The 18,555-nt window shown below is 71.4% G+C and carries 18 protein-coding genes; 10 read left to right on the forward strand and 8 right to left on the reverse strand.

Annotation, left to right across the window (positions count from 1 at the left end):
- Positions 1 to 12 precede the first annotated feature (12 nt).
- Entirely contained in the window at positions 13 to 714 is a 702-nt protein-coding gene (locus ACFQE5_RS00700; protein ID WP_379581553.1) for a DUF433 domain-containing protein, read from the forward strand.
- A gap of 94 nt (positions 715 to 808) precedes the next feature.
- A complete protein-coding gene (locus ACFQE5_RS00705) occupies positions 809 to 1,138 on the forward strand; it encodes a PIN-like domain-containing protein (protein WP_379581800.1) in 330 nt (109 codons plus the stop codon).
- Between the two features lie 514 nt (positions 1,139 to 1,652).
- On the opposite strand, the gene ACFQE5_RS00710 is transcribed toward ACFQE5_RS00705, so the two are convergent.
- Positions 1,653 to 2,120: a DUF732 domain-containing protein gene (locus ACFQE5_RS00710; RefSeq protein ID WP_379581555.1), complete on the reverse strand. Its 468-nt coding sequence runs from the start codon at positions 2,118 to 2,120 to the stop codon at positions 1,653 to 1,655.
- Here ACFQE5_RS00710 and ACFQE5_RS00715 point away from each other — a divergent pair.
- Genes ACFQE5_RS00715 through ACFQE5_RS00725 form a run of 3 tightly spaced genes read left to right on the forward strand, consistent with a single transcriptional unit; the run spans position 2,119 to position 5,729 of the window.
- Positions 2,119 to 3,198 (forward strand): glycoside hydrolase family 53 protein, encoded by a 1,080-nt coding sequence (locus ACFQE5_RS00715; RefSeq protein WP_379581557.1) that lies wholly within the window; start codon positions 2,119 to 2,121, stop codon positions 3,196 to 3,198. The genes ACFQE5_RS00710 and ACFQE5_RS00715 overlap by 2 nt on opposite strands.
- Before the next feature lie 25 nt (positions 3,199 to 3,223).
- A complete protein-coding gene (gene guaA, locus ACFQE5_RS00720; RefSeq protein WP_379581559.1) occupies positions 3,224 to 4,792 on the forward strand; it encodes a glutamine-hydrolyzing GMP synthase in 1,569 nt (522 codons plus the stop codon).
- Positions 4,793 to 4,808: 16 nt separating this feature from the next.
- Positions 4,809 to 5,729, forward strand: coding sequence for a methylenetetrahydrofolate reductase (locus tag ACFQE5_RS00725; protein ID WP_379581561.1), 921 nt, complete (start codon positions 4,809 to 4,811; stop codon positions 5,727 to 5,729).
- Positions 5,730 to 5,865: 136 nt separating this feature from the next.
- On the opposite strand, the gene ACFQE5_RS00730 is transcribed toward ACFQE5_RS00725, so the two are convergent.
- Together ACFQE5_RS00730 and ACFQE5_RS00735 are read right to left on the reverse strand one after the other, a co-directional pair.
- Positions 5,866 to 6,072 carry a hypothetical protein gene (locus ACFQE5_RS00730; protein ID WP_379581563.1) on the reverse strand — a complete coding sequence of 69 codons (207 nt, stop codon included), beginning with the start codon at positions 6,070 to 6,072 and terminating at the stop codon, positions 5,866 to 5,868.
- 16 nt (positions 6,073 to 6,088) lie between these two features.
- Positions 6,089 to 7,411, reverse strand: coding sequence for a PspC domain-containing protein (locus tag ACFQE5_RS00735; RefSeq protein ID WP_379581565.1), 1,323 nt, complete (start codon positions 7,409 to 7,411; stop codon positions 6,089 to 6,091).
- Between the two features lie 74 nt (positions 7,412 to 7,485).
- On the opposite strand from ACFQE5_RS00735, the gene ACFQE5_RS00740 reads away from it, so the two are divergent.
- On the forward strand, positions 7,486 to 8,799 hold the full coding sequence (locus ACFQE5_RS00740; RefSeq protein WP_379581567.1) for a PspC domain-containing protein: 1,314 nt from the start codon (positions 7,486 to 7,488) through the stop codon (positions 8,797 to 8,799).
- Positions 8,796 to 9,482, forward strand: a complete 687-nt coding sequence (locus tag ACFQE5_RS00745; RefSeq protein WP_379581569.1) for a response regulator — start codon at positions 8,796 to 8,798, stop codon at positions 9,480 to 9,482. Before ACFQE5_RS00740 ends, ACFQE5_RS00745 begins: the two co-directional genes overlap by 4 nt.
- A gap of 51 nt (positions 9,483 to 9,533) precedes the next feature.
- Here the strand turns inward: ACFQE5_RS00745 and ACFQE5_RS00750 are convergent, their stop codons facing one another.
- The 3 genes from ACFQE5_RS00750 to ACFQE5_RS00760 all read right to left on the reverse strand — a co-directional run bounded on the left by ACFQE5_RS00750 (position 9,534) and on the right by ACFQE5_RS00760 (position 11,893).
- On the reverse strand, positions 9,534 to 10,565 hold the full coding sequence (locus ACFQE5_RS00750) for a hypothetical protein (RefSeq protein WP_379581571.1): 1,032 nt from the start codon (positions 10,563 to 10,565) through the stop codon (positions 9,534 to 9,536).
- A 346-nt stretch (positions 10,566 to 10,911) separates the two neighbouring features.
- Positions 10,912 to 11,232, reverse strand: a complete 321-nt coding sequence (locus tag ACFQE5_RS00755; protein WP_379581573.1) for a hypothetical protein — start codon at positions 11,230 to 11,232, stop codon at positions 10,912 to 10,914.
- Between the two features lie 43 nt (positions 11,233 to 11,275).
- Positions 11,276 to 11,893, reverse strand: coding sequence for a chorismate mutase (locus ACFQE5_RS00760; RefSeq protein WP_379581575.1), 618 nt, complete (start codon positions 11,891 to 11,893; stop codon positions 11,276 to 11,278).
- Here ACFQE5_RS00760 and pcrA point away from each other — a divergent pair.
- A complete protein-coding gene (gene pcrA / locus ACFQE5_RS00765) occupies positions 11,783 to 14,122 on the forward strand; it encodes a DNA helicase PcrA (RefSeq protein ID WP_379581577.1) in 2,340 nt (779 codons plus the stop codon). The two genes, ACFQE5_RS00760 and pcrA, sit on opposite strands and share 111 nt — an antisense overlap.
- Positions 14,123 to 14,159: 37 nt before the next feature.
- Here pcrA and ACFQE5_RS00770 read toward each other — a convergent pair whose 3' ends face one another.
- Both ACFQE5_RS00770 and ACFQE5_RS00775 read right to left on the reverse strand, forming a co-directional pair.
- Entirely contained in the window at positions 14,160 to 15,044 is an 885-nt protein-coding gene (locus ACFQE5_RS00770; protein ID WP_379581579.1) for a M23 family metallopeptidase, read from the reverse strand.
- 187 nt (positions 15,045 to 15,231) lie between these two features.
- Positions 15,232 to 16,206, reverse strand: coding sequence for an esterase/lipase family protein (locus ACFQE5_RS00775; protein ID WP_379581581.1), 975 nt, complete (start codon positions 16,204 to 16,206; stop codon positions 15,232 to 15,234).
- 218 nt (positions 16,207 to 16,424) lie between these two features.
- On the opposite strand from ACFQE5_RS00775, the gene sucC reads away from it, so the two are divergent.
- Both sucC and sucD read left to right on the forward strand, forming a co-directional pair.
- A complete protein-coding gene (gene sucC / locus ACFQE5_RS00780) occupies positions 16,425 to 17,612 on the forward strand; it encodes an ADP-forming succinate--CoA ligase subunit beta (RefSeq protein WP_379581802.1) in 1,188 nt (395 codons plus the stop codon).
- Between the two features lie 3 nt (positions 17,613 to 17,615).
- A complete protein-coding gene (gene sucD, locus ACFQE5_RS00785; RefSeq protein WP_379581583.1) occupies positions 17,616 to 18,503 on the forward strand; it encodes a succinate--CoA ligase subunit alpha in 888 nt (295 codons plus the stop codon).
- Positions 18,504 to 18,555: the final 52 nt, after the last annotated feature.

An 18,555-nucleotide genomic window follows, 5' to 3' on the forward strand; every position in this document is an offset into this window, starting at 1 on the left:
CACACTGCGCTGGTGGGAGAGGCGAACGTGGAGCTGCTCGATCGTCCGGTCTACGGCATGAGCCAGGCCGCTCGCCTCCTTGGGTTGCGCGTCGATGGCCTTCGGCGCTGGATCGACGGCTACGAGCGGCAGGGCACGGGCTACGCGCCGGTCATTCGTGAACGCCGCACCGGCGTCGACCTCGTGACGTGGGGCGAGTTCATCGAGGCCGGCTATCTGCGCGAGTACCGCGCCAAGAAGGTCAGCCTGCAGTACCTGCGCCCCGTGATCGGCCTCATGCGGGAGCGGTTCAACGTTCAGTACCCACTGGCGACCCTGCGTCCCTATACGTCGGGTAAGCGGCTGGCCCTGGAGGTCCAGGAACTTGTTGGGCTGGACCCCGAGCTCCGAATCGTCATCATGGGGCGAGATGGATCGCTGCAGCTCGCGGACAGCGCTGCCGCCTTCCTCGACAAGGTGGAGTTCACCGACGCGAGTGGAATCGCTGGACGGTTGTTCCCCCTCGGCCGGAAGAAGCCGATCGTCCTTGACCCGGATCGTAGCTTCGGCGAGCCGACCGTCCCATCGGGTGTGCGGACGGACATCCTCGCTGAGTTGATTGCGGCCGGCGAAGACCCTGTCCACGTCGCAGAGATCTACTCAATGCCCGTCGAGCACGTCCGGTCCGCTGTCGCTTACGAGCGGAGCCGGGGCACGCTGGCTAACGCAGCCTGACCTCAATCGTGCCCGCCACAGCCCAGCCTCCGCGCTGGTTCTTCGATGAGAACGCCTTGGGGGTCGCTCAGGCCCTCCAGTACGTTCGAGGGATATCACTTGGCCGGGCGGCCCGGGCGGTCTCGTCGAGAAGGGCGCCAAGGATCCACAGTGGCTCCCCGTCGTCGGTAAGGCCGGTCTGATCGTCCTTACCCGGGACAAGCGGATTCGGCGGCGGCCGCTGGAGCGTCGGGCCCTGCTGGACAACGGAGTGCGCGCGGTCTTTCAGACGACCGGAGCGCACCTCGACCTGTTCGACCAGTTGCGGCTCTGGTTGAGGTACTGGTCGGAGATCGAGAAGTTGGTCGAGGACATGCCAGGGCCCTGGCTCGCCAGCGTGACGCGCGGCGGTGTGAGCATCTTCGACGGGCCTGCCAAGGAGTAGGCCCGACCGCGAGTGCCTGCTCCGGCTTCCTCGTTCTCGTCGTACAGCCGCCGGACCGTGGCGAGCTTGGCCGGGCTTCGCAGCCAGCCGCAGTGAGCGCGTCGAGCTGGGCGGCGAGGTTCCGGTCCTGGGTGGAGACCCGCGCGTATCCGATGACCGCCGCGGCCCATTCGGGGCTTGAGGCAGGGTGAACCGGCAACCGCTGGTCGTCGAGCAACTCCACCAGCAGCGGCACCGTGCGAACCTGCCGGGAGGTGGGGCCGGCCCGAACAACTCACCGGGCTGGCGCCGGGACCGGGTGGGGCTGTGCGGTCGAGGACCGGCGGGGATACGCGGACCGGTCATCGCCTTCGACGCTCCCCCGCGTACCGCGCACCCGGAAGGTCGAGATGTGTGTCCGCGGCCCGAACCGCACACACTGTGCCCGACCTGTGTGGGAACCGGTCGGGAAGCGGATACCGAATCCGCGGGTTGCGGGACGTGGCAGGCGCTTCTCGGCCGGGGCGGCTGCCCGTCACTCGGCCTTCGACCAGGTGCAGCCGCCGGTGGCCTTGAAGTACTTCCCCTCGCGTAAGGTCACGACCCCGGGACCGGAGATGTTGTCGTTGTGGTCGATCCCCGACAGGCTCCCGCTGCCGTCAGAGACCTCGAAGTAGCACGAGCCAGCCGCGCCCGGCCCGGGGGTCTTGTACTTACCCGGTGCCATGTCCGGGCCGACCTCGTAGATCCCGTTCGAGACCGACGTCCGCGGCCCTGTCGTGGCCGCAGCGGTCGGCTCCGGCGTCCACGCGATCGCCGGTGCCGTTGAGTAGCTCTTCTCCGGGCAGTACGACCGCTCTGCCGCGCCCACGAGGACTTCGGCTACCTGGGGCCCGAACTTCGTCGTCCCGATCACCCCGACGAGGACCTCCCGGGTGATCCCGGGGGTGCCGATCGCATCGCATGTGTGCCGCCCGAGTTCGATGATCTCGCTATGCGGCATGTCGGTGCTCAGCCCCGGCGTGTTGAGGACGTCCTGGAGGAAACGCTGCCCTGGGTCGGTCGGCGTCCAGGGCGGCGGGAACGTCGGCGCGGCTGATCGGGGACGGACCTACCGCGACCAGGGCCGGATCGCCCCCGTCGAGCAGCTTCTGGCGGCGCGCGGGGCCAACCTGGTCCGGCTGCGGCTGTGGGTGAACCCGCCGCCCGGCACCAGCGACCTCGGCACCGCCTTGGTGCTCGGTCGGCGGGCGAACGCCGCGGGCTGCCACCTCCTGCTCGACCTGCACTACTCCGACTTCTGGGCGGACCCGGGCACCCAGACGACGCCGGCCGCCTGGACGGGGCAGGACCTGGCGCAGCTGAGCCGGACCGTCCACGACTACACCCGCGACGTCGTCACCGCCTTCGTCGCCCAGGACACCCCACCGTTGATGATCCAGATCGGCAACGAGATCTCCCGCGGGATGCTCTGGCCGGTGGGCGCGATCCATCGCGACGGGGGCGAGCGCTGGGACGCGTTCGCCGAGCTGGTGAAGGCCGGGGTGGCCGGTGCACGCGAGGGCGCACCGAGCGGGATCACGACGATCGTCCACCTCGAAACGGGTGGGGACAACGACGCCTGCCGGCACTTCTACGACAACATCGGCCGCCGCGGCGTCGAGTTCGACGTCATCGGGCTGTCCTACTTCCCGTGGTGGCACGGGTCGCTGTCGATGCTGCGCAGCAACATGACCGACCTGGCCGCGCGCTACGACAAGGGCGTGCTGATCGTCGAGACCGGATACCCGTGGATCCTGCCCGAGGCCAACGGCGTGTCCTACTACGTCCGGAGGGCCACCCAGCTACCCGACCGCGACCGCTTCCCGGCGACCCCCGAGGGGCAGGCCGCGTTCTTCGAGCAACTGCGTGCGATCCGCTCGGAGGTCCCGGACCGGCGTGGGCTCGGGTTCGTCGCGTGGGAGCCCGCCTGGATGCCGGAGGTCCGGGCGAGCGAGGGCGAGGAGAACCGCTACGCCAACATCACGATGTTCGACTGGCACGGCGCCGGGCTGCCGTCGCTGGCCGCCTTCCGGGCCTGAGTACCGGTCTGAGTACCGTGACAACGTGCAACCGCCGACCGTCCTCGTCGTCGACTACGGGGCGCAGTACGCCCAACTGATCGCCCGCCGGGTGCGGGAGGCGCAGGTCTATTCCGAGATCGTCCCGGCCACCACCTCGGTCGCCGAAATCGTCGCCCGTGCTCCGGCCGCGGTCATCCTCTCCGGCGGCCCGGCCAGCGTCTACGCCGAGGGCGCTGCGCGCGTCGACCCCGAACTGTTCGAGACCGGCATCCCGGTCCTCGGGCTCTGCTACGGATTCCAGGCCATGGCCCAGGCGCTGGGCGGCGAGGTCGCACCGGACGGCACCCGCGAGTACGGCCGTACCGAGCTGCGGCTGACCGGGACCCCGGGGGCGCTGCACGCGGGCCTGCCGGTGCGCCACCCGGCGTGGATGAGCCACGGCGACTCGGTGGTGCGCGCGCCCGAGGGCTTCACGGTGACGGCCTCGTCGGACCGGGTGGCCGTCGCGGCGTTCGAGGACACCGAACGGCGGCTGGCCGGGGTGCAGTACCACCCCGAGGTCGGGCATTCCCCGCACGGCCAGGAGGTGCTGCGGCGGTTCCTGCACGAGGTCGCCGGCATCAGCCCGGGCTGGACCACCGCGTCGATCATCGACGAGACGGTGGCGGCGGTCCGTGCCCAGATCGGTACCGGCCGGGCGATCTGCGGGCTGTCGGGCGGGGTGGACTCCGCCGTGGCCGCCGCGCTCGTCCAGCGAGCCATCGGGGACCGTCTGACCTGTGTGTTCGTCGACCATGGGCTGCTGCGCGCGGGGGAACGGGCGCAGGTCGAGCACGACTTCGTCGCGGCGACCGGGGCCACGTTGCACACCGTCGACGCCCGTCAGCGGTTCCTCGACGCGCTCGCCGGGGTCACCGACCCCGAGCAGAAACGCAAGATCATCGGCCGCGAGTTCATCCGCGTGTTCGAGGCCGCGACCGCCGAGGTGGTCGCCGACGCGGGCGCGGCCGAGGCGCCGCCCGTCGGATTCCTGGTTCAGGGCACGCTCTACCCGGACGTCGTCGAGTCGGGTGGGGGATCCGGCACCGCCACGATCAAGAGCCACCACAACGTCGGCGGGCTGCCCGACGACATCGAGTTCGAACTGGTCGAGCCGCTGCGGGCGCTGTTCAAGGACGAGGTGCGCCGGGTCGGGACCGAGCTCGGGCTGCCGGAGACGATCGTCGCCCGCCAGCCGTTCCCCGGGCCCGGCCTCGGCATCCGGATCATCGGCGCGGTCACCGCGGACCGTCTGGAGACGCTGCGCGCCGCCGACGCGATCGCCCGCGAGGAGCTCACCGCTGCGGGGCTCGACGGAACGATCTGGCAGTGTCCGGTGGTGCTACTGGCCGACGTGCGCAGCGTCGGGGTGCAGGGCGACGCACGCACCTACGGTCATCCGGTGGTGCTGCGCCCGGTGAGCTCCGAGGACGCGATGACCGCCGACTGGACCCGGCTGCCCTACGACGTGCTGGAGCGGATCTCCACCCGGATCACCAACGAGGTGGCCGAGGTGAACCGCGTCGTGCTGGACGTGACCAGCAAGCCCCCGGGCACCATCGAATGGGAGTAGCGGTCATGATGTCGGCATGAGCGTCGTCACGGCGATCGCGCCGGAGACGCCCGGGAAGCTGGCCGACGCGCTGCGCTCCGGGCGGTTCGCGGTCACCGCGGAGATCGGGCCACCGCGCGGGGCCGACCTCGAGCCGATCCAGCGGGCGGCCGAGGTGCTGCGGGGCTGGGTCGACGCGGTGAACGTCACCGACAACCAAGGTGCCACGGTGCGGGTCTCCAGCCTGGCCGGGAGCCTCGCCCTGCGGGACGCCGGGGTCGAGCCCGTCATGCAGATGACCTGCCGCGACCGCAACCGGATCGCGCTGCAGTCCGACCTGCTCGCCGCGGGCGCGCTCGGCATCCCCAACCTGGTGCTGATGAGCGGTGACCGCCCCGAGCACGGCGACCATGCCGCCGCCAAGGCCGTCTTCGACCTCGACTCGGCCGCGCTGATGTCCGCCGCCCGCGGGCTGCGCGACGGCGGGACGTTGCTGTCGGGACGCGCGGTCGAGCCGCCGCCGCGGTTCCTGCTCGGCGCCGTGGACAGTCCCGTGCTCGGCGCCGACCGGCTCGCCCAGAAGATCGACGCGGGCGCCGAGTTCGTGCAGACCCAGTTCGTCTTCGACCTCGACGCGTTCCGGGGTTGGCTGGACCGGGTCCGCGACCAGGGGCTCGACGCCCGGTGTGGGATTCTCGCCGGCGTCGGGCCGGTGCGCTCGCTGCGCGCGCTGGAGTTCCTCGCGCGCCTGCCGGGGGTGAGCGTCCCGCCTGCGCTGGAGCGGCGGCTGCGTGGCGTGCCGCCCGATCGGGTGGCCGCGGAGGGCGTGCGGGCCTGCGTGGAGACGGTGCAGGCGCTGCGCGAGATGCCCGGCGTGGCCGGGGTGCACGTCATGGTGGTCGGCGACGAACAGGGGGTCCCGGAGATCCTCGACGCCGCCGGACTTCGCCGAGGATAGGCCGGACAGGTCGAAGGGCACGGACGCATCGAGACGTCCGTGCCCTTCGCGCGGTCGCCCGGCCCCGTGCGGCCCGCCCCCAGCGGCCACCCGGACGACCTGGCCGGCGGTCCTGGCCAGGACCGCCGGCGGCTCGTCAGCGGTCCCGGTTGCGCAGGCTCCCCACCAGCAGCAGGACCCCCAGCCCGACCGCGGCGCCGGCGAGCAGCCAGCGCGGGTCGACCCCGTTCGCCCAGGGGACGAAGCCGACGAAGGCGGTGCCGGCGACACCCAGGGTGAACAGTCCGACCAGCAACGTCAGCAGATCGGGCAGTCGGCGCCGAGTCGTGGTCACGTCGGACATCTCACGCTCCTGATGGTCAGCCACGTTGCACCCGAACCTCTCCCAGAGCCGCCCGCAGATCGAGCTCGATCGGGTGGCCGGACCGGACGCCGTCCACCCCCAGGTCGTCGGTGACGCTCAGCGCCGCATGCCGACCGTCACTGCGCTGCGTTCCGTACTCGACATTGCCCGTGCCCGCGGAGCCGTGGAAGGTCAGGTCCGCCTCTGCGGGCACCAGCACCACGATGGTTCCCATGCCGACCGATGCGGAGGTCCGCACCGGCGGGAGTCCCGTGGGGTCGGTGCCGGGAGGCCCCGAGAGGTCGAGGTGGCGCAGGTCGAGCTCGATCGCGCCGATGGCCCGGTGGTACTCGGGGGCGAGCACCGTGATCGTGGTCGGAGCCACTCGCGTCTCGCCGACGCCGCCGTGCATCGCCGTGAGCGGTACCGCCATCGAGCCCCAGGTCAGCACGGACATCAGCAGGGCGAACGGGATCAGCCCGCGCCCGCCGTGGACGAACGAGCCGATCACCAGCCCGCCGCCGAGGATCGCGAGCACGATCCCGAACAGCATCGGCAGCGAGGTCACGCCGATCCCGAGCAGCAGCATCAGGCCGCCCAGCACACCGCCGGTGAGCAGCGCCAGCGCGAGGGTCACCGCGGTCACCGTGGAACGCCGGCGCACCGCGGGCGCGGGCGGAGCCGATGCGGGCGAGGGCTCGGGAAGATCCCAGGCGAACGGCGCGGCGCCCAGCGGATCCCAGGAGGGCGGGGTCCGGCGCGGCTGGCCGGTCATCGGGTCGAGCTCGGTGGTCGGCCCGTCCGATCCGCCGGCCGGGGTCTGCGGTTCGCCGGTTGCTGCGGTCGGTGCCGTGGCCGGGCCGTCCGGGGCCGGCGCAGCAGCCGATCCCGCAGGCACCTGCGCTGCCGGTCCGCGGTGGCCGCGGGTCCGGTGCAGCAGGAACAGCAGCCCGAACGTGGCGATCGCGGGAAGCAGCACACCACCGTCCCGGCCGAAGAACCCCCCGGTGGCGATGATCAGTAGCACGACCAGGCCGATCATCACCAGCGGATTCGGGGCCGGGTGCCGGGCGGGCTCGGTCGTACCGGGGACCCCTGCCCCATCGGTCGGGTCGTCCTCACGCGCGGCGGGGAGCAGGACCCAACCTGCGATGTACAGCGCGACGCCGATCCCGTACAGGGCAGCAACCACGAAACCGACGCGGACCAGCACCGGGTCGATGTCATAGCGCCGCGCGATCGCTGCCGCCACCCCGGCGATCTTGCGGTTGTGCCGGGGGCGGGAGGGGCGCGTCTCCCACATCTCGCGCAGTGTCGTCTGCACGTCCGTCCCGTTCATGGCTCCCAGCCTGGCCCACCCGCGGGGGTGTGCGTATCGGGGAAGGCCCTGAGCCGCCCCGGAGCTCGTCCCCGATGTCCGGCACCCCCAGACCGTGTGACGATGGTGCGGTGAGCAAGTCCGTCACCGCCAACGCCCCGGTCGCCGGTCGGGAGCCGATGGTGCGCCGTCGTTCCGGGCGGCTGGTCGCCGGTGTCGCCGGCGGGGTGGCCGACCATCTCGGCGTCGACGTCCTGTGGGTGCGTTCGGCGTTCGTCATCCTCGCCGCCGCCAACGGCGCGGGCGTGATCGCCTACGGGTTGTTGTGGATGTTCGTCCGGCAGGAGAGTGCCGACGTCACTCGCGCGATCGGGCGCGCCGAGCGGCAGCAGGCGATGGGCCTGGCCGCGCTCGGCATCGGCGTGGGGCTGGCCGCGGCGGCGCTGGGCAACTCATTCGTCGGCTGGATCGTCGGACCGCTCGGGGTGGCGATGGTGGGGGCCGCCGTCGTCTGGCGCGAGGCGGACGAGTCGCAGCGGCGCAGATGGGCGGCGGGGGCCCGGTCTGGGGTCAACGGCCTGACCGGCAGCGGGCGCACCGCGCTGCTGCGCGTGCTGGCCGGGGTGCTGTTCGTCGCCCTCGGTATCGGCGTCTTCCTGGTCGGCAATCTCGATCTCGGCCAGTTGCAGTTCGGCCTGCTCGCCGTGCTGGCCACCCTCGTCGGGGTCACGGTGCTCACCGTGCCGTGGTGGGTGCGGCTCGCCCGGGATCTCGGTGAGGAGCGCCGAAACCGGATCATCGAGGCGGAACGCGCGGAGATCGCCGCGCATCTGCACGACTCGGTACTGCAGACCCTCGCGCTCATCCAGCGCCAGTCCGACCAGCCGCGCGAGGTGCTTCGGCTGGCCCGCGGCCAGGAGCGGGAGCTGCGGCATTGGCTCTACGGGCCCACCGGATACGGCCGGGCAAGCACGAAGAACCCCGCGCTGGACGAGGGGTTGGCCGAGGCGTTGACCCACGCGGCGGCGGAGGTGGAGGACGCCTACGCGATCACCGTGAGCCCTGTGATCGTCGGTGCCGACCGTCCGCTCGACGACGACCTGCGCGCCCTCGTTCTGGCCACCCGGGAGGCGATGGTCAATGCCGCCAAACATGCCGGGGTCGGCGAGATCAGCGTGTATGTGGAGGTCGAGGCCGACGAGGTGAACGTGTTCGTCCGGGACCGCGGCGTCGGGTTCGATCCCGACGCGGTGCCCGCCGACCGGCACGGGCTCAGCGACTCCATCCGAGGCAGGATGGAGCGTCACGGTGGCACGGTCAGGTTGCGCAGCGCGGCGGGGGAGGGCACCGAGGTGCATCTGTCGATGCGGCTCGCGGTCGAGACCGAACGAGAAGGGGCGGCGTCATGACCGTCGGCGAGGCGAGCGGAGTGCAGGGCGAGGACGCCCCGGTCCGGGTGTTTCTGGTCGACGACCACGGGCTGTTCCGCGCCGGGGTGCGCGCGGAGCTGGACCGGGTCGATCGCGTGGAGGTGGTCGGGGAGGCCGGTTCCGTCGACGAGGCGGTGGCCGCGATCCGGCATCTGCGTCCGGACGTCGTGCTGCTCGACGTGCACATGCCCGAGGGTGGCGGGGCCGAGGTGCTGCGTCAGGTCCGCCCCGATCTGCCGGGCGTGGTGTTCCTGGCGCTGAGCGTGTCCGACGCCGCGGAGGACGTCATCGCGGTGATCCGGGCCGGGGCGCGTGGATACGTCACCAAGACGATCTCCGGACGGGACCTGGCGGATGCGGTGCACCGGGTCCACGGTGGTGACGCGGTGTTCTCGCCGCGGCTGGCCGGCTTCGTGCTCGACGTGTTCTCCGACCGGCCCGGCGCTGCCCCGCCCGGCGACCCCGAGCTGGACATGCTGACCCCGCGAGAGCGGGACGTGCTGCGGTTGTTGGCGCGCGGGTACGCCTACAAGGAGATCGCGGGTGAGCTGTTCATCTCGGTGAAGACCGTCGAGACGCACGTGTCGAGCGTGCTGCGCAAGACGCAGCTGTCGAACCGGTACGAGCTGTCGCGCTGGGCTTCCGACCGGCGGCTCGTGTAGGCCGCGTCACGGGCCTTCAGGCCCGTGGCGGTCGGTCTCAGCCGGTCGATCTCAGCCGAGGACACCGCGGGTCAGGCTGCCCACGGTCTGGCCCGCGCCCTCGGCGATCCCTCCGACGCCGTTGAGGAGCGTCGTGCTGACGGCCTCCGGGGGCCCGTCCGCGTTCGTCGCGCCGGCCCCGTCGGCCTCGGCCGGGGGCGCCAGCAGGTCGGTCACGGGCTTGGCGGCGGGCACCACGTTGGTCGCGATGGCGGAGACCGGAGCGGTGACCGGCTCGGCGAGCTTCTGCACGGTGCCGACGGCGGCGTCGGCGGTGTGGCCGAGGCCCGTGCCGGCCTCGGTCACAGTGGAGCCGAGCTGTCTGACCGGGCCACCCACCGGCTCCGGCGCGGCGTCACCGAGGCTCTCCACCGTGCCGCCCACCGCGGCCGTCACTCCGGAGACCGCACCCCCGACCGGCCCGGTCGGGGCGGGGGCCAGGGGTCCGCTCCCACCGGACGGGCCGCGGTCGTCGACGACCGCGGGGGTGGTGCTCGGGAGGGTCGGCGAGCCCGTCCGGGGGCCGGCCGACCGAGCGGCGTCGCCGCCGGGCCGATCGGCGGCCGCCGCGGTGTTCAGCTGGGTGGGAAAGGCGACGGGCATCCACGATGTCGGCGCGGCGGTCCCGGCGTCGAGGCCGCCGGGTACCGCGCCGCCGTCGGCCAGCAGTCCGTTCGGCCCGCCGCCGCGGAGGCCGTGACCGGGGTAGCTGCCGTCGAGGCCCTCCTGGGCCGCCGAGCTGTTGGACGCCGCCTGGGTGAACACGGCCGCGCCGAGCACGGAGCCGACCGCGACCAGGGTGCCCGCGGCGATGGTGGCCCGGCGGCCTGCGGTCGAGCGGCCGATGGCCTGACCCTCATCGCCCGGTGCCGGGTTCCGGTTGCCTCGCGGGACCAGCGGGCGATCGGCCGCGCGTGGGGCCCGGCCCTCCCGGCGCAGCAGGCTCGGGACGGAGATGAACTCGGCGGAGGTGGGCCCGTCGGTGTCGGTGCCGACGCGCTGGGCCGGGACGTTGCGGCTCAACAACTCGGCAACGGTGACCACCCTGGCAGGCTCGGCAGGGGCGCTGCCAGGTCGAACGATCTCGGCCACGGGCTCGAGGTCCTCTCTCGGGTGAAACGACTTCTGGATGTTTACCGGGTACACCCGAGATTGACCAAGTGTCATTCATCCGCTCATCGAGATCACCCGTTCAGGCGAATTCCGCTCGTCGATCATTACCGACCGCTAGTCGATGGATGCGCTGCGGCGCGGCCTGCTCGCGCGGGGCCGTCCCGCCTGGTCAGGCGCCTGCCACAGCGCTGTCGGGGAGTCTGGCCGGAACCGGACATACGGATTCGCCGAACGGCGGCGGTGGGCGTCGCGCCGCGCCCGTCGGTGGCCGCCGGGTTCAGGGAAGCTGGCGGCGGAACTCTCGCCGGGTCGAGTCGAGCGCCTGCTTGGCGGCCAGCCCCGCGCCGCCACCGATGATCAGTCCCAGGACATCGGGCACGAAGCCGCCGCTGGTGAGCAGGAGCCCGAGCAGCGCGACCGCGGCCGTGATGCCGGCGACCTTCCAGCGGCTGTTGACATAGTCGATCGTGGCGCCGCCGGAGATGCCGCGCTTCTTCGCACTTCCGTTCAGCATGGCCAGGTAGCCCACGTGGCCGAGCGCGGTCAGCAGGCCGATCAGAGCCACCAGCGTCGCAACGATTCCGAAGACGGTCCCCATGGTTCCACACTGCCACGGTTCGGCCCCGGCGCGGCGGGCAACCTCAGCGTGTTCCCAGCCGGCCGCGGCCGAGTCGCAGCAGCAGCATGCCGAGCTCGCGGCCCTCGCTGCCGAGGTCGCGGAAGCGGGCGAGCACGGCCATCTCCCGGCTGTAGACGATGCGCGGACCGCCGGCGGCCATCCGCGCGGCGCCGATGCGCCGGGACACCTCGGTGCGGCGCTTGATCAGCTGCAAGATCTCCGTGTCCAGGCGGTCGATCTCGCACCGAAGCTCGTCGATCTCCGCCGCGGCGGGAGCATCCTCGGCGCGTTCCTGGTCGGTGGTCACGGACATGGTCTCCTCCTCATTCGGGGTCCATCGGCCCGTGACAGACACCCGCCCCGGGTCCTCGTGGACACCGGGGCGTCGGGCTGTGGTCAGGCGGCGACGGGAACCGGGGTCCGGTACCCGTAAAAAAATCGTCCGCGCTGAACTGCCACGTCCGGCAGTGTGCCACACCCGCGGTGCCGAGTGCACCGTCGGGTCTCGCCGGTACCGTGTCCTCTTACGATGAGTGCGCTGTTCGAACTCCCCGCCCAGAACACGGCCACCCCGGCCACGGCCCGCGGCGCGGCCCTGCTCGAGGGCCTCAACCCGCGCCAGCGGGAGGCGGTGACGCATTCCGGATCTCCGCTGCTGATCGTCGCGGGGGCAGGCTCGGGCAAGACACGCGTGCTCACCCACCGGATCGCCTACCTGCTCGCCGAGCGGGGGGTGCATCCGGGGGAGATCATGTCGATCACCTTCACCAACAAGGCGGCAGCCGAGATGGCCGAGCGGGTCGGCGCGCTCGTCGGCCGTCGCGCGAACGCGATGTGGATGTCGACGTTCCACGCGATGTGCGTCCGGATCCTGCGCCGGGAGGCCAAGCACTTCGGCGTGCGCAGCGCGTTCTCGATCTACGACGCCGACGACACCCGCCGCCTCGTCGGTCTCGTCGCGCGCGACCTCGGGCTCGACCCGAAGAAGTTCTCCGCGCGCGGGCTCGCCGGCCAGATCTCGAACCACAAGAACGAGCTGCTGTCCGCCGAGGACGTCGCGGCCAAGGCCGGTAACGACTTCGAGCGCACGATCGCCGAGGTCTACGCCGCCTACCAGGCCCGGCTGCGGCAGGCCAACGCCTTCGACTTCGATGACCTGATCATGGAGACGGTGGCGCTGCTGCAGCGGCTGCCCGCCGTTGCCGAGTACTACCGGCGCCGGTTCCGGCACGTGCTCGTCGACGAGTACCAGGACACCAACCACGCACAGTATGTGCTGGTCCGAGAGCTGGTGACGGCCGGCGCGCGGGACCTGCCCGGTGGACAGCTCTGCGTCGTCGGCGACGCCGACCAGTCGATCTACGCGTTCCGCGGGGCCACCATCCGCAACATCATCGAGTTCGAGCAGGACTTCCCCGACGCCCGCACGATCCTGCTGGAGCAGAACTACCGCTCGACGCAGACCATCCTGTCCGCGGCGAATGCGGTGATCGCGCGCAATCCCGACCGCAGGGACAAGCGGCTGTGGTCGGAACAGGGCGACGGGGAGAAGATCGTCGGCTACGTGGCCGACAACGAACACGACGAGGCCGCGTTCGTCGCCGCCGAGATCGACCGGCTCGTCGACACCGGTGCGGTCCGCAACAGCGACGTCGCCGTCTTCTACCGGACCAACGCCCAGTCCCGGGTGTTCGAGGATGTGTTCCTGCGCGTCGGGTTGCCCTACAAGGTCGTTGGCGGGGTGCGGTTCTACGAGCGTCGCGAGATCCGGGACGCCCTGGCCTACCTGCGGGTGCTGTCCAACCCGCAGGACACGGTCAGCCTGCGCCGGATCCTCAACGTGCCCAAGCGCGGTATCGGCGAGCGGGCCGAGGCGCTGGTCGCCGAGTACGCGGAGCGGGAACGCATCTCGTTCGCGGCGGCCCTGTCGGTCGCGGCCGAGCAGCCGGAGCGGATGCCGACGCTGGCCACCCGCTCCCAGCGCTGTATCGCCGGGTTCGTCCGGGTCCTCGACGAGCTGCGGGAACTCGTGGAGCGGGGGGAGGAGACCGCCGCCATCCTGGAGGCGGTCTACGCGCGCACCGGTTACACCGCCGAGCTGGAGGCCAGCGAGGACCCGCAGGACGGTTCGCGACTGGAGAACCTGGCCGAGCTCGTCACGGTCGCCCGGGAGTTCGCCGGCGACGCGGCGGTCGCCGATCTGGACGACTCCGACGTCGCGGCAGGAGCCCCGGAACCGGGGTCGCTGGCGGCGTTCCTGGAGCGGGTCGCGCTCGTCGCCGATGCCGACTCCATCCCCGACGACGACTCCGGCGTCGTCACCCTGATGACCTTGCACACGGCCAAGGGCCTGGAGTTCCCGGTCGTGTTCCTCACCGGCTGGGAGGACGGCGTCTTCCCGCATCTGCGCGCCCTCGGTGACGTGGGCGAACTGGCGGAGGAACGCCGGTTGGCCTACGTCGGGATCACCCGGGCCATGCGGCGGCTGTACCTGTCGCGCGCGATCGTCCGGTCGGCGTTCGGGCAGCCGAGCACCAATCCGGCCTCGCGGTTCCTCGACGAGATCCCAGCCGAGCTCGTCGACTGGCAGCGCTCGGTGTCCGAGCGGCCCTCGGCGCCCGTCAGCCGGTTCGGCTTCGGTCGGCGCGGCGGCGGTGGCGACCGGGGCGACTGGCGCGTCCCCGAGCGCACCCTGACACCCACCCTCAGCCTGGACGTGGGGGATCGGGTCAACCACGACAAGTACGGTCTGGGCACCGTCGTCGCGACCGACGGGGCGGGGCCACGATCGACCGTGACGATCGACTTCGGCAGCGCGGGCACCGTGCGACTGATGCTCATCGGCGGGGTGCCGCTGCAGAAGCTGTAGCGGTTCGGCGCGTTATGGAGCCATGACGCGCTGGGGATCAGCCCCCACCGAGGATGCGCAGGCCATGGGCGGCGAGCCAGGGCAATGGATTGATCTTGGTTCCGTCGGCGCGCCAGATCTCGAAGTGCAGGTGCGGCCCGGTGGACTGGCCCCGGTTGCCCATCTCCGCGATCTGCTCGCCCGCCGAGACCTGTTGCCCCGCCTTGACCAGCGAGCGATTGATGTGCCCGTACACGCTGTGGGAGCCGTCGCGGTGCCGCAGCACCACCCACATCCCGAAGCCGCTGGCCGGGCCGGACTCCTCCACGACCCCATCGGTGACGGCGTAGATCGGGGTGCCGATCCGGTTGGCGATGTCGACGCCGTAGTGCATGACGCCCCAGCGCCCACCGAAGCCGGACGTCAGCTGCCCGAGGGTGGGCAGCACATAGGCGGTGCCGCCAGACAGCGCCGCCTGCGGGGCGCCGGCCGCGAGTGCGGACTGCAGAAGGGCCGCCTCACTCGCGAGGCGGGCACCGATGTCCACGGCCTTGGTCAGGTTCCGGACGTCGGTCTGGGAGCGCGGGTCGATCTCAGGAAGTGAAAGGGAGTCCGGGGCGAGTTGGTCACCCCCGATCGCCGGGATCGCGGCCGGACCGCCGCCACCGGTGGCGGCGGTCTCGAGGCCCGTCACGGGGATCAAGGCACTGGCGGCGAGCTTCCGGTAGGCGTCCTCGACGGGATCGGCCGGGTGCAGCGAGACCATCGACTGCGCGGCGGCGACGACGGCGCCCGTCGCGACGGCGGCGATCGTCGCACGGCCGCGCAGCGACGCGGACGGTGGCGCCGGAAGCCGGTGAGCCCCCCGAACATCGAGCGCGCACGTCGGCGCTCCGTGGTCGGGGTCCGGTTGGGCGCCGCTTGGGGAGCGGTGGCGCGCCAAGACCTGCCCTTCTCGACAGCGATGTGGCGGTCCGTGGCCCGGGGTCGCGGCGATGCCGGGTGGGGATCCCGCAGATCCGCTCGGGGTCGGATCTGTTCACCGCCGTGATCAGCCTGTGACACGGACCGGGGGACCGTAGCGAGGTCCGGGGCTGATCGGCAACTCCCCCGAAAGTGTGTCGCCCGATTCACTCCGTCCGGATGTCACGCCGGTGAGGACTCGGTGGGCACGCCCCCCCCCGGACCCGGTCCAGGTACTCGTACCTGTGTCGAAACGGGTGGTCCTCGGTGTGGGGCTGGGCCAGCCGGGTCGCCACCCAGTGCACGGTCTGCGGGTCGATCGGCAGCGAAAGGTGACCCACATCACGTAGTTCGAGCTCTTCGACGTGCAGATCGGAATGAAGCAGACGGGCGTTGCGCTGCGGCAGGATCATCTGGTCCATCCGGCTCCACACGACGAGGAAGCGGGTCGTGCAGCCCGGAGCGGGCCGGGCGAGCTCGGTGAGGACGTCGGAACCGGGGCGCAGCTGCCGGGCCAGCGGCGTGGGCATCGCGTAGGCGGCCAGCGTGCCACCGTGCGGACTGCCCAGCGTGACCAGCGTGTCGACGTTCGCCGAACCGCCCATCAGCTGCACGTAGTAGCGGGCGATCATCCCACCGAGCGAGTGCCCGACGATATGGACCTTCTCGGCTCCGGTCTGCTTGCGCAGCCGCTCGACGTGACCGTGCAGCTCCTGCGCGGCGGTGCGCAGGTCGCCGGTCAGGACGCTGTAGTTCACGGCGTGTACCGCGCCGAATCCGCGCCTGCGCAGTGCGATCCGGAACACGGTGAACACCGAGCGGTTGTCCAGGATCCCGTGCACCAGCAGGATCGGCGTGCCCGCCGCCGCCACGTCGGCGACGACCAGGCTGCGCTGGTTCAGCTGGAGTGCGTCGGTGCGGTAGACGCCGTTCTCCTTGATCGGCTCCCGGAACAGCCCCAGCGGGTAGGACGCGAGGTGGGCGGCGAGCCAGGTGCTCTCCACGGCGATACCGCGCAGGCCCGAGAGGGAGCCGAAGGTCCGAACGGCGTAACCGGTCGCCCGGGTGAGATCGGCGGCCGCCGATCGGAGCCCACCCGCGACGTCGGCCAGGTGGGCCAACCCACACTGGACCGGCTCCATAATTCGACGGTAAGTCATGTTCGGTCACGGTGCTCCCGACGGGGCCCAATTCGTTACCTTCCGCCGAGGGCCCGGAGTAAACCGTGATTGGTGTCACCAGGGCAGGTCAGGGCAGGTCCCGGCGGCGTCGCTAGGGTCCTTTCAGCATCAGCTCATCGGGCCCCTGCGGGGTGGTGCCGGGCACGCACACCCTCGCCCGTGGCCACCGGGAATGACGGATCGAGCAGGAGAGCCGAGTGGACCTGTACGAGTACCAGGCGAAGGAACTCTTCGCCGCGCACGGAGTCCCGGTGCTGCCGGGCAAGACGGTGGAGACGGCCGACGACGCGGCCGCCGCCGCCACCGAGATCGGCGGGACCGTCGTGGTCAAGGCACAGGTGAAGACGGGGGGTCGAGGCAAGGCCGGCGGCGTCAAGCTCGCGGAGACGCCCGACGAGGCGCGCGAGAAGGCCGGCGCCATCCTCGGGATGGACATCAAGGGCCACACCGTGCACCAGGTCCTGGTCACCGAGGCCAGCGACATCGCCCAGGAGTACTACTTCTCGTACCTGCTGGACCGGTCGAACCGGACGTTCCTCGCCATGGCGTCGGCCGAGGGCGGTATGGAGATCGAGCAGTTGGCCGTCGAGCGGCCCGAGGCGTTGGCGAAGGTGCCGGTCGACCCGATCGCCGGGGTGGACCGGGCCAAGGCCGACGACATCGTCGCGCAGGCCAAGCTCCCGGCCGAGATCGCGGACGAGGCCGCGCAGGTGATCGTCAAGTTGTGGGAGACGTTCGTCTCCGAGGACGCGACGCTGGTCGAGGTCAACCCGCTGGTGCGCGACCCTCAGGACCGGATCATCGCCCTCGACGGCAAGGTCACCCTCGACGACAACGCCGCGTTCCGCCAGCCGGCGCACGCCGGCCTCGTCGACCAGCGCACCGAGGACCCGCTGGAGGCCAAGGCCAAGGCGAAGGACCTCAACTACGTCAAGCTCGACGGCGAGGTCGGCATCATCGGCAACGGCGCGGGCTTGGTCATGAGCACCCTCGACGTGGTCGCCTACGCGGGGGAGCGGCACGGTGGCGTCAAGCCGGCGAACTTCCTCGACATCGGCGGCGGCGCCTCGGCCGAGGTGATGGCGGCCGGTCTGGACATCGTCCTCGGCGACCCGGACGTGAAATCCGTCTTCGTCAACGTGTTCGGGGGTATCACCGCGTGTGACGCGGTGGCCAACGGCATCGTCGGGGCGCTGAAGATGCTCGGGGACGACGCGACGAAGCCACTGGTCGTCCGGCTCGACGGGAACAACGTCGAGGAGGGCAGGCGGATCCTTCAGGAGGCGAACCACCCGCTGGTCACGCAGGTGGGCACGATGGACGACGCGGCCGACAAGGCCGCGGAGCTGGCAGCGGCGGGAGCCTGAGAGATGTCGATCTTCCTCAACGAGAACAGCAAGGTCATCGTCCAGGGCATCACCGGCTCCGAGGGCACCAAGCACAGCACCAAGATGCTGGCCGCCGGGACGAACATCGTGGGCGGCGTGAACGCCCGCAAGGCGGGCCAGACGGTCACCATCGGCGACAAGGACCTCACGGTGTTCGGCACCGTCGAGGAGGCGATGAAGGAGACCGGCGCGGACGTCAGCGTCGTGTTCGTCCCGCCGAAGTTCGCCAAGGACGCGGTGATCGAGGCGATCGATGCGGAGATTCCGCTCGCCGTCGTCATCACCGAGGGCATCCCGGTGCACGACTCGGCCTACTTCTGGGCGCACGCCGTCGCCAAGGGCGGCAAGACCCGCATCATCGGCCCGAACTGCCCCGGCATCATCAGCCCTGGCAAGTCCAACGCCGGCATCATCCCGGCCGACATCTCCGGCGCCGGACCGATCGGGCTGGTGTCGAAGTCGGGCACGCTGACCTACCAGATGATGTTCGAGCTGCGTGACATCGGTTTCTCCACCGCGATCGGCATCGGTGGTGACCCGGTCATCGGAACGACGCACATCGACGCGCTCGAGGCGTTCGAGGCCGACCCCGAAACCAAGGCGATCGTCATGATCGGCGAGATCGGTGGTGATGCCGAGGAACGAGCGGCCGACTTCGTCAAGGCCAACATGAGCAAGCCGGTCGTCGGCTATGTCGCCGGGTTCACGGCGCCCGAGGGCAAGACGATGGGTCACGCGGGGGCGATCGTGTCCGGCTCGGCGGGCACCGCGCAGGCGAAGAAGGAGGCCCTCGAGGCGGCCGGGGTGAAGGTCGGCAAGACGCCGAGCGAGACCGCGGCGCTGATGAAGGAGGTCATCGCCGCGCTCTGACGGCGAGGACAGCCGGTCCTGCGGGGCGGCCACCGGGGAACCGGTGGCCGCC

It is taken from the genome of Pseudonocardia hispaniensis (genome assembly GCF_042658695.1).
GTDB classification, from domain to species: domain Bacteria; phylum Actinomycetota; class Actinomycetes; order Mycobacteriales; family Pseudonocardiaceae; genus Pseudonocardia; species Pseudonocardia hispaniensis.

What these genes read in the sequence shown, in the direction of transcription:
- sucD (WP_379581583.1), top strand. Translation starts at nt 17,616, where the DNA reads ATGTCGATCTTCCTCAACGAGAACAGCAAGGTCATCGTCCAGGGCATC.
- ACFQE5_RS00710 (WP_379581555.1), bottom strand. Translation starts at nt 2,120, where the DNA reads ATGCCGCATAGCGAGATCATCGAACTCGGGCGGCACACATGCGATGCG.
- ACFQE5_RS00755 (WP_379581573.1), bottom strand. Translation starts at nt 11,232, where the DNA reads ATGGGGACCGTCTTCGGAATCGTTGCGACGCTGGTGGCTCTGATCGGC.
- ACFQE5_RS00745 (WP_379581569.1), top strand. Translation starts at nt 8,796, where the DNA reads ATGACCGTCGGCGAGGCGAGCGGAGTGCAGGGCGAGGACGCCCCGGTC.
- ACFQE5_RS00715 (WP_379581557.1), top strand. Translation starts at nt 2,119, where the DNA reads ATGTCGGTGCTCAGCCCCGGCGTGTTGAGGACGTCCTGGAGGAAACGC.
- ACFQE5_RS00725 (WP_379581561.1), top strand. Translation starts at nt 4,809, where the DNA reads ATGAGCGTCGTCACGGCGATCGCGCCGGAGACGCCCGGGAAGCTGGCC.
- ACFQE5_RS00775 (WP_379581581.1), bottom strand. Translation starts at nt 16,206, where the DNA reads ATGGAGCCGGTCCAGTGTGGGTTGGCCCACCTGGCCGACGTCGCGGGT.
- ACFQE5_RS00735 (WP_379581565.1), bottom strand. Translation starts at nt 7,411, where the DNA reads ATGAACGGGACGGACGTGCAGACGACACTGCGCGAGATGTGGGAGACG.
- ACFQE5_RS00740 (WP_379581567.1), top strand. Translation starts at nt 7,486, where the DNA reads ATGTCCGGCACCCCCAGACCGTGTGACGATGGTGCGGTGAGCAAGTCC.
- ACFQE5_RS00730 (WP_379581563.1), bottom strand. Translation starts at nt 6,072, where the DNA reads ATGTCCGACGTGACCACGACTCGGCGCCGACTGCCCGATCTGCTGACG.
- pcrA (WP_379581577.1), top strand. Translation starts at nt 11,783, where the DNA reads ATGAGTGCGCTGTTCGAACTCCCCGCCCAGAACACGGCCACCCCGGCC.
- ACFQE5_RS00760 (WP_379581575.1), bottom strand. Translation starts at nt 11,893, where the DNA reads ATGCGTCACCGCCTCCCGCTGGCGCGGGTTGAGGCCCTCGAGCAGGGC.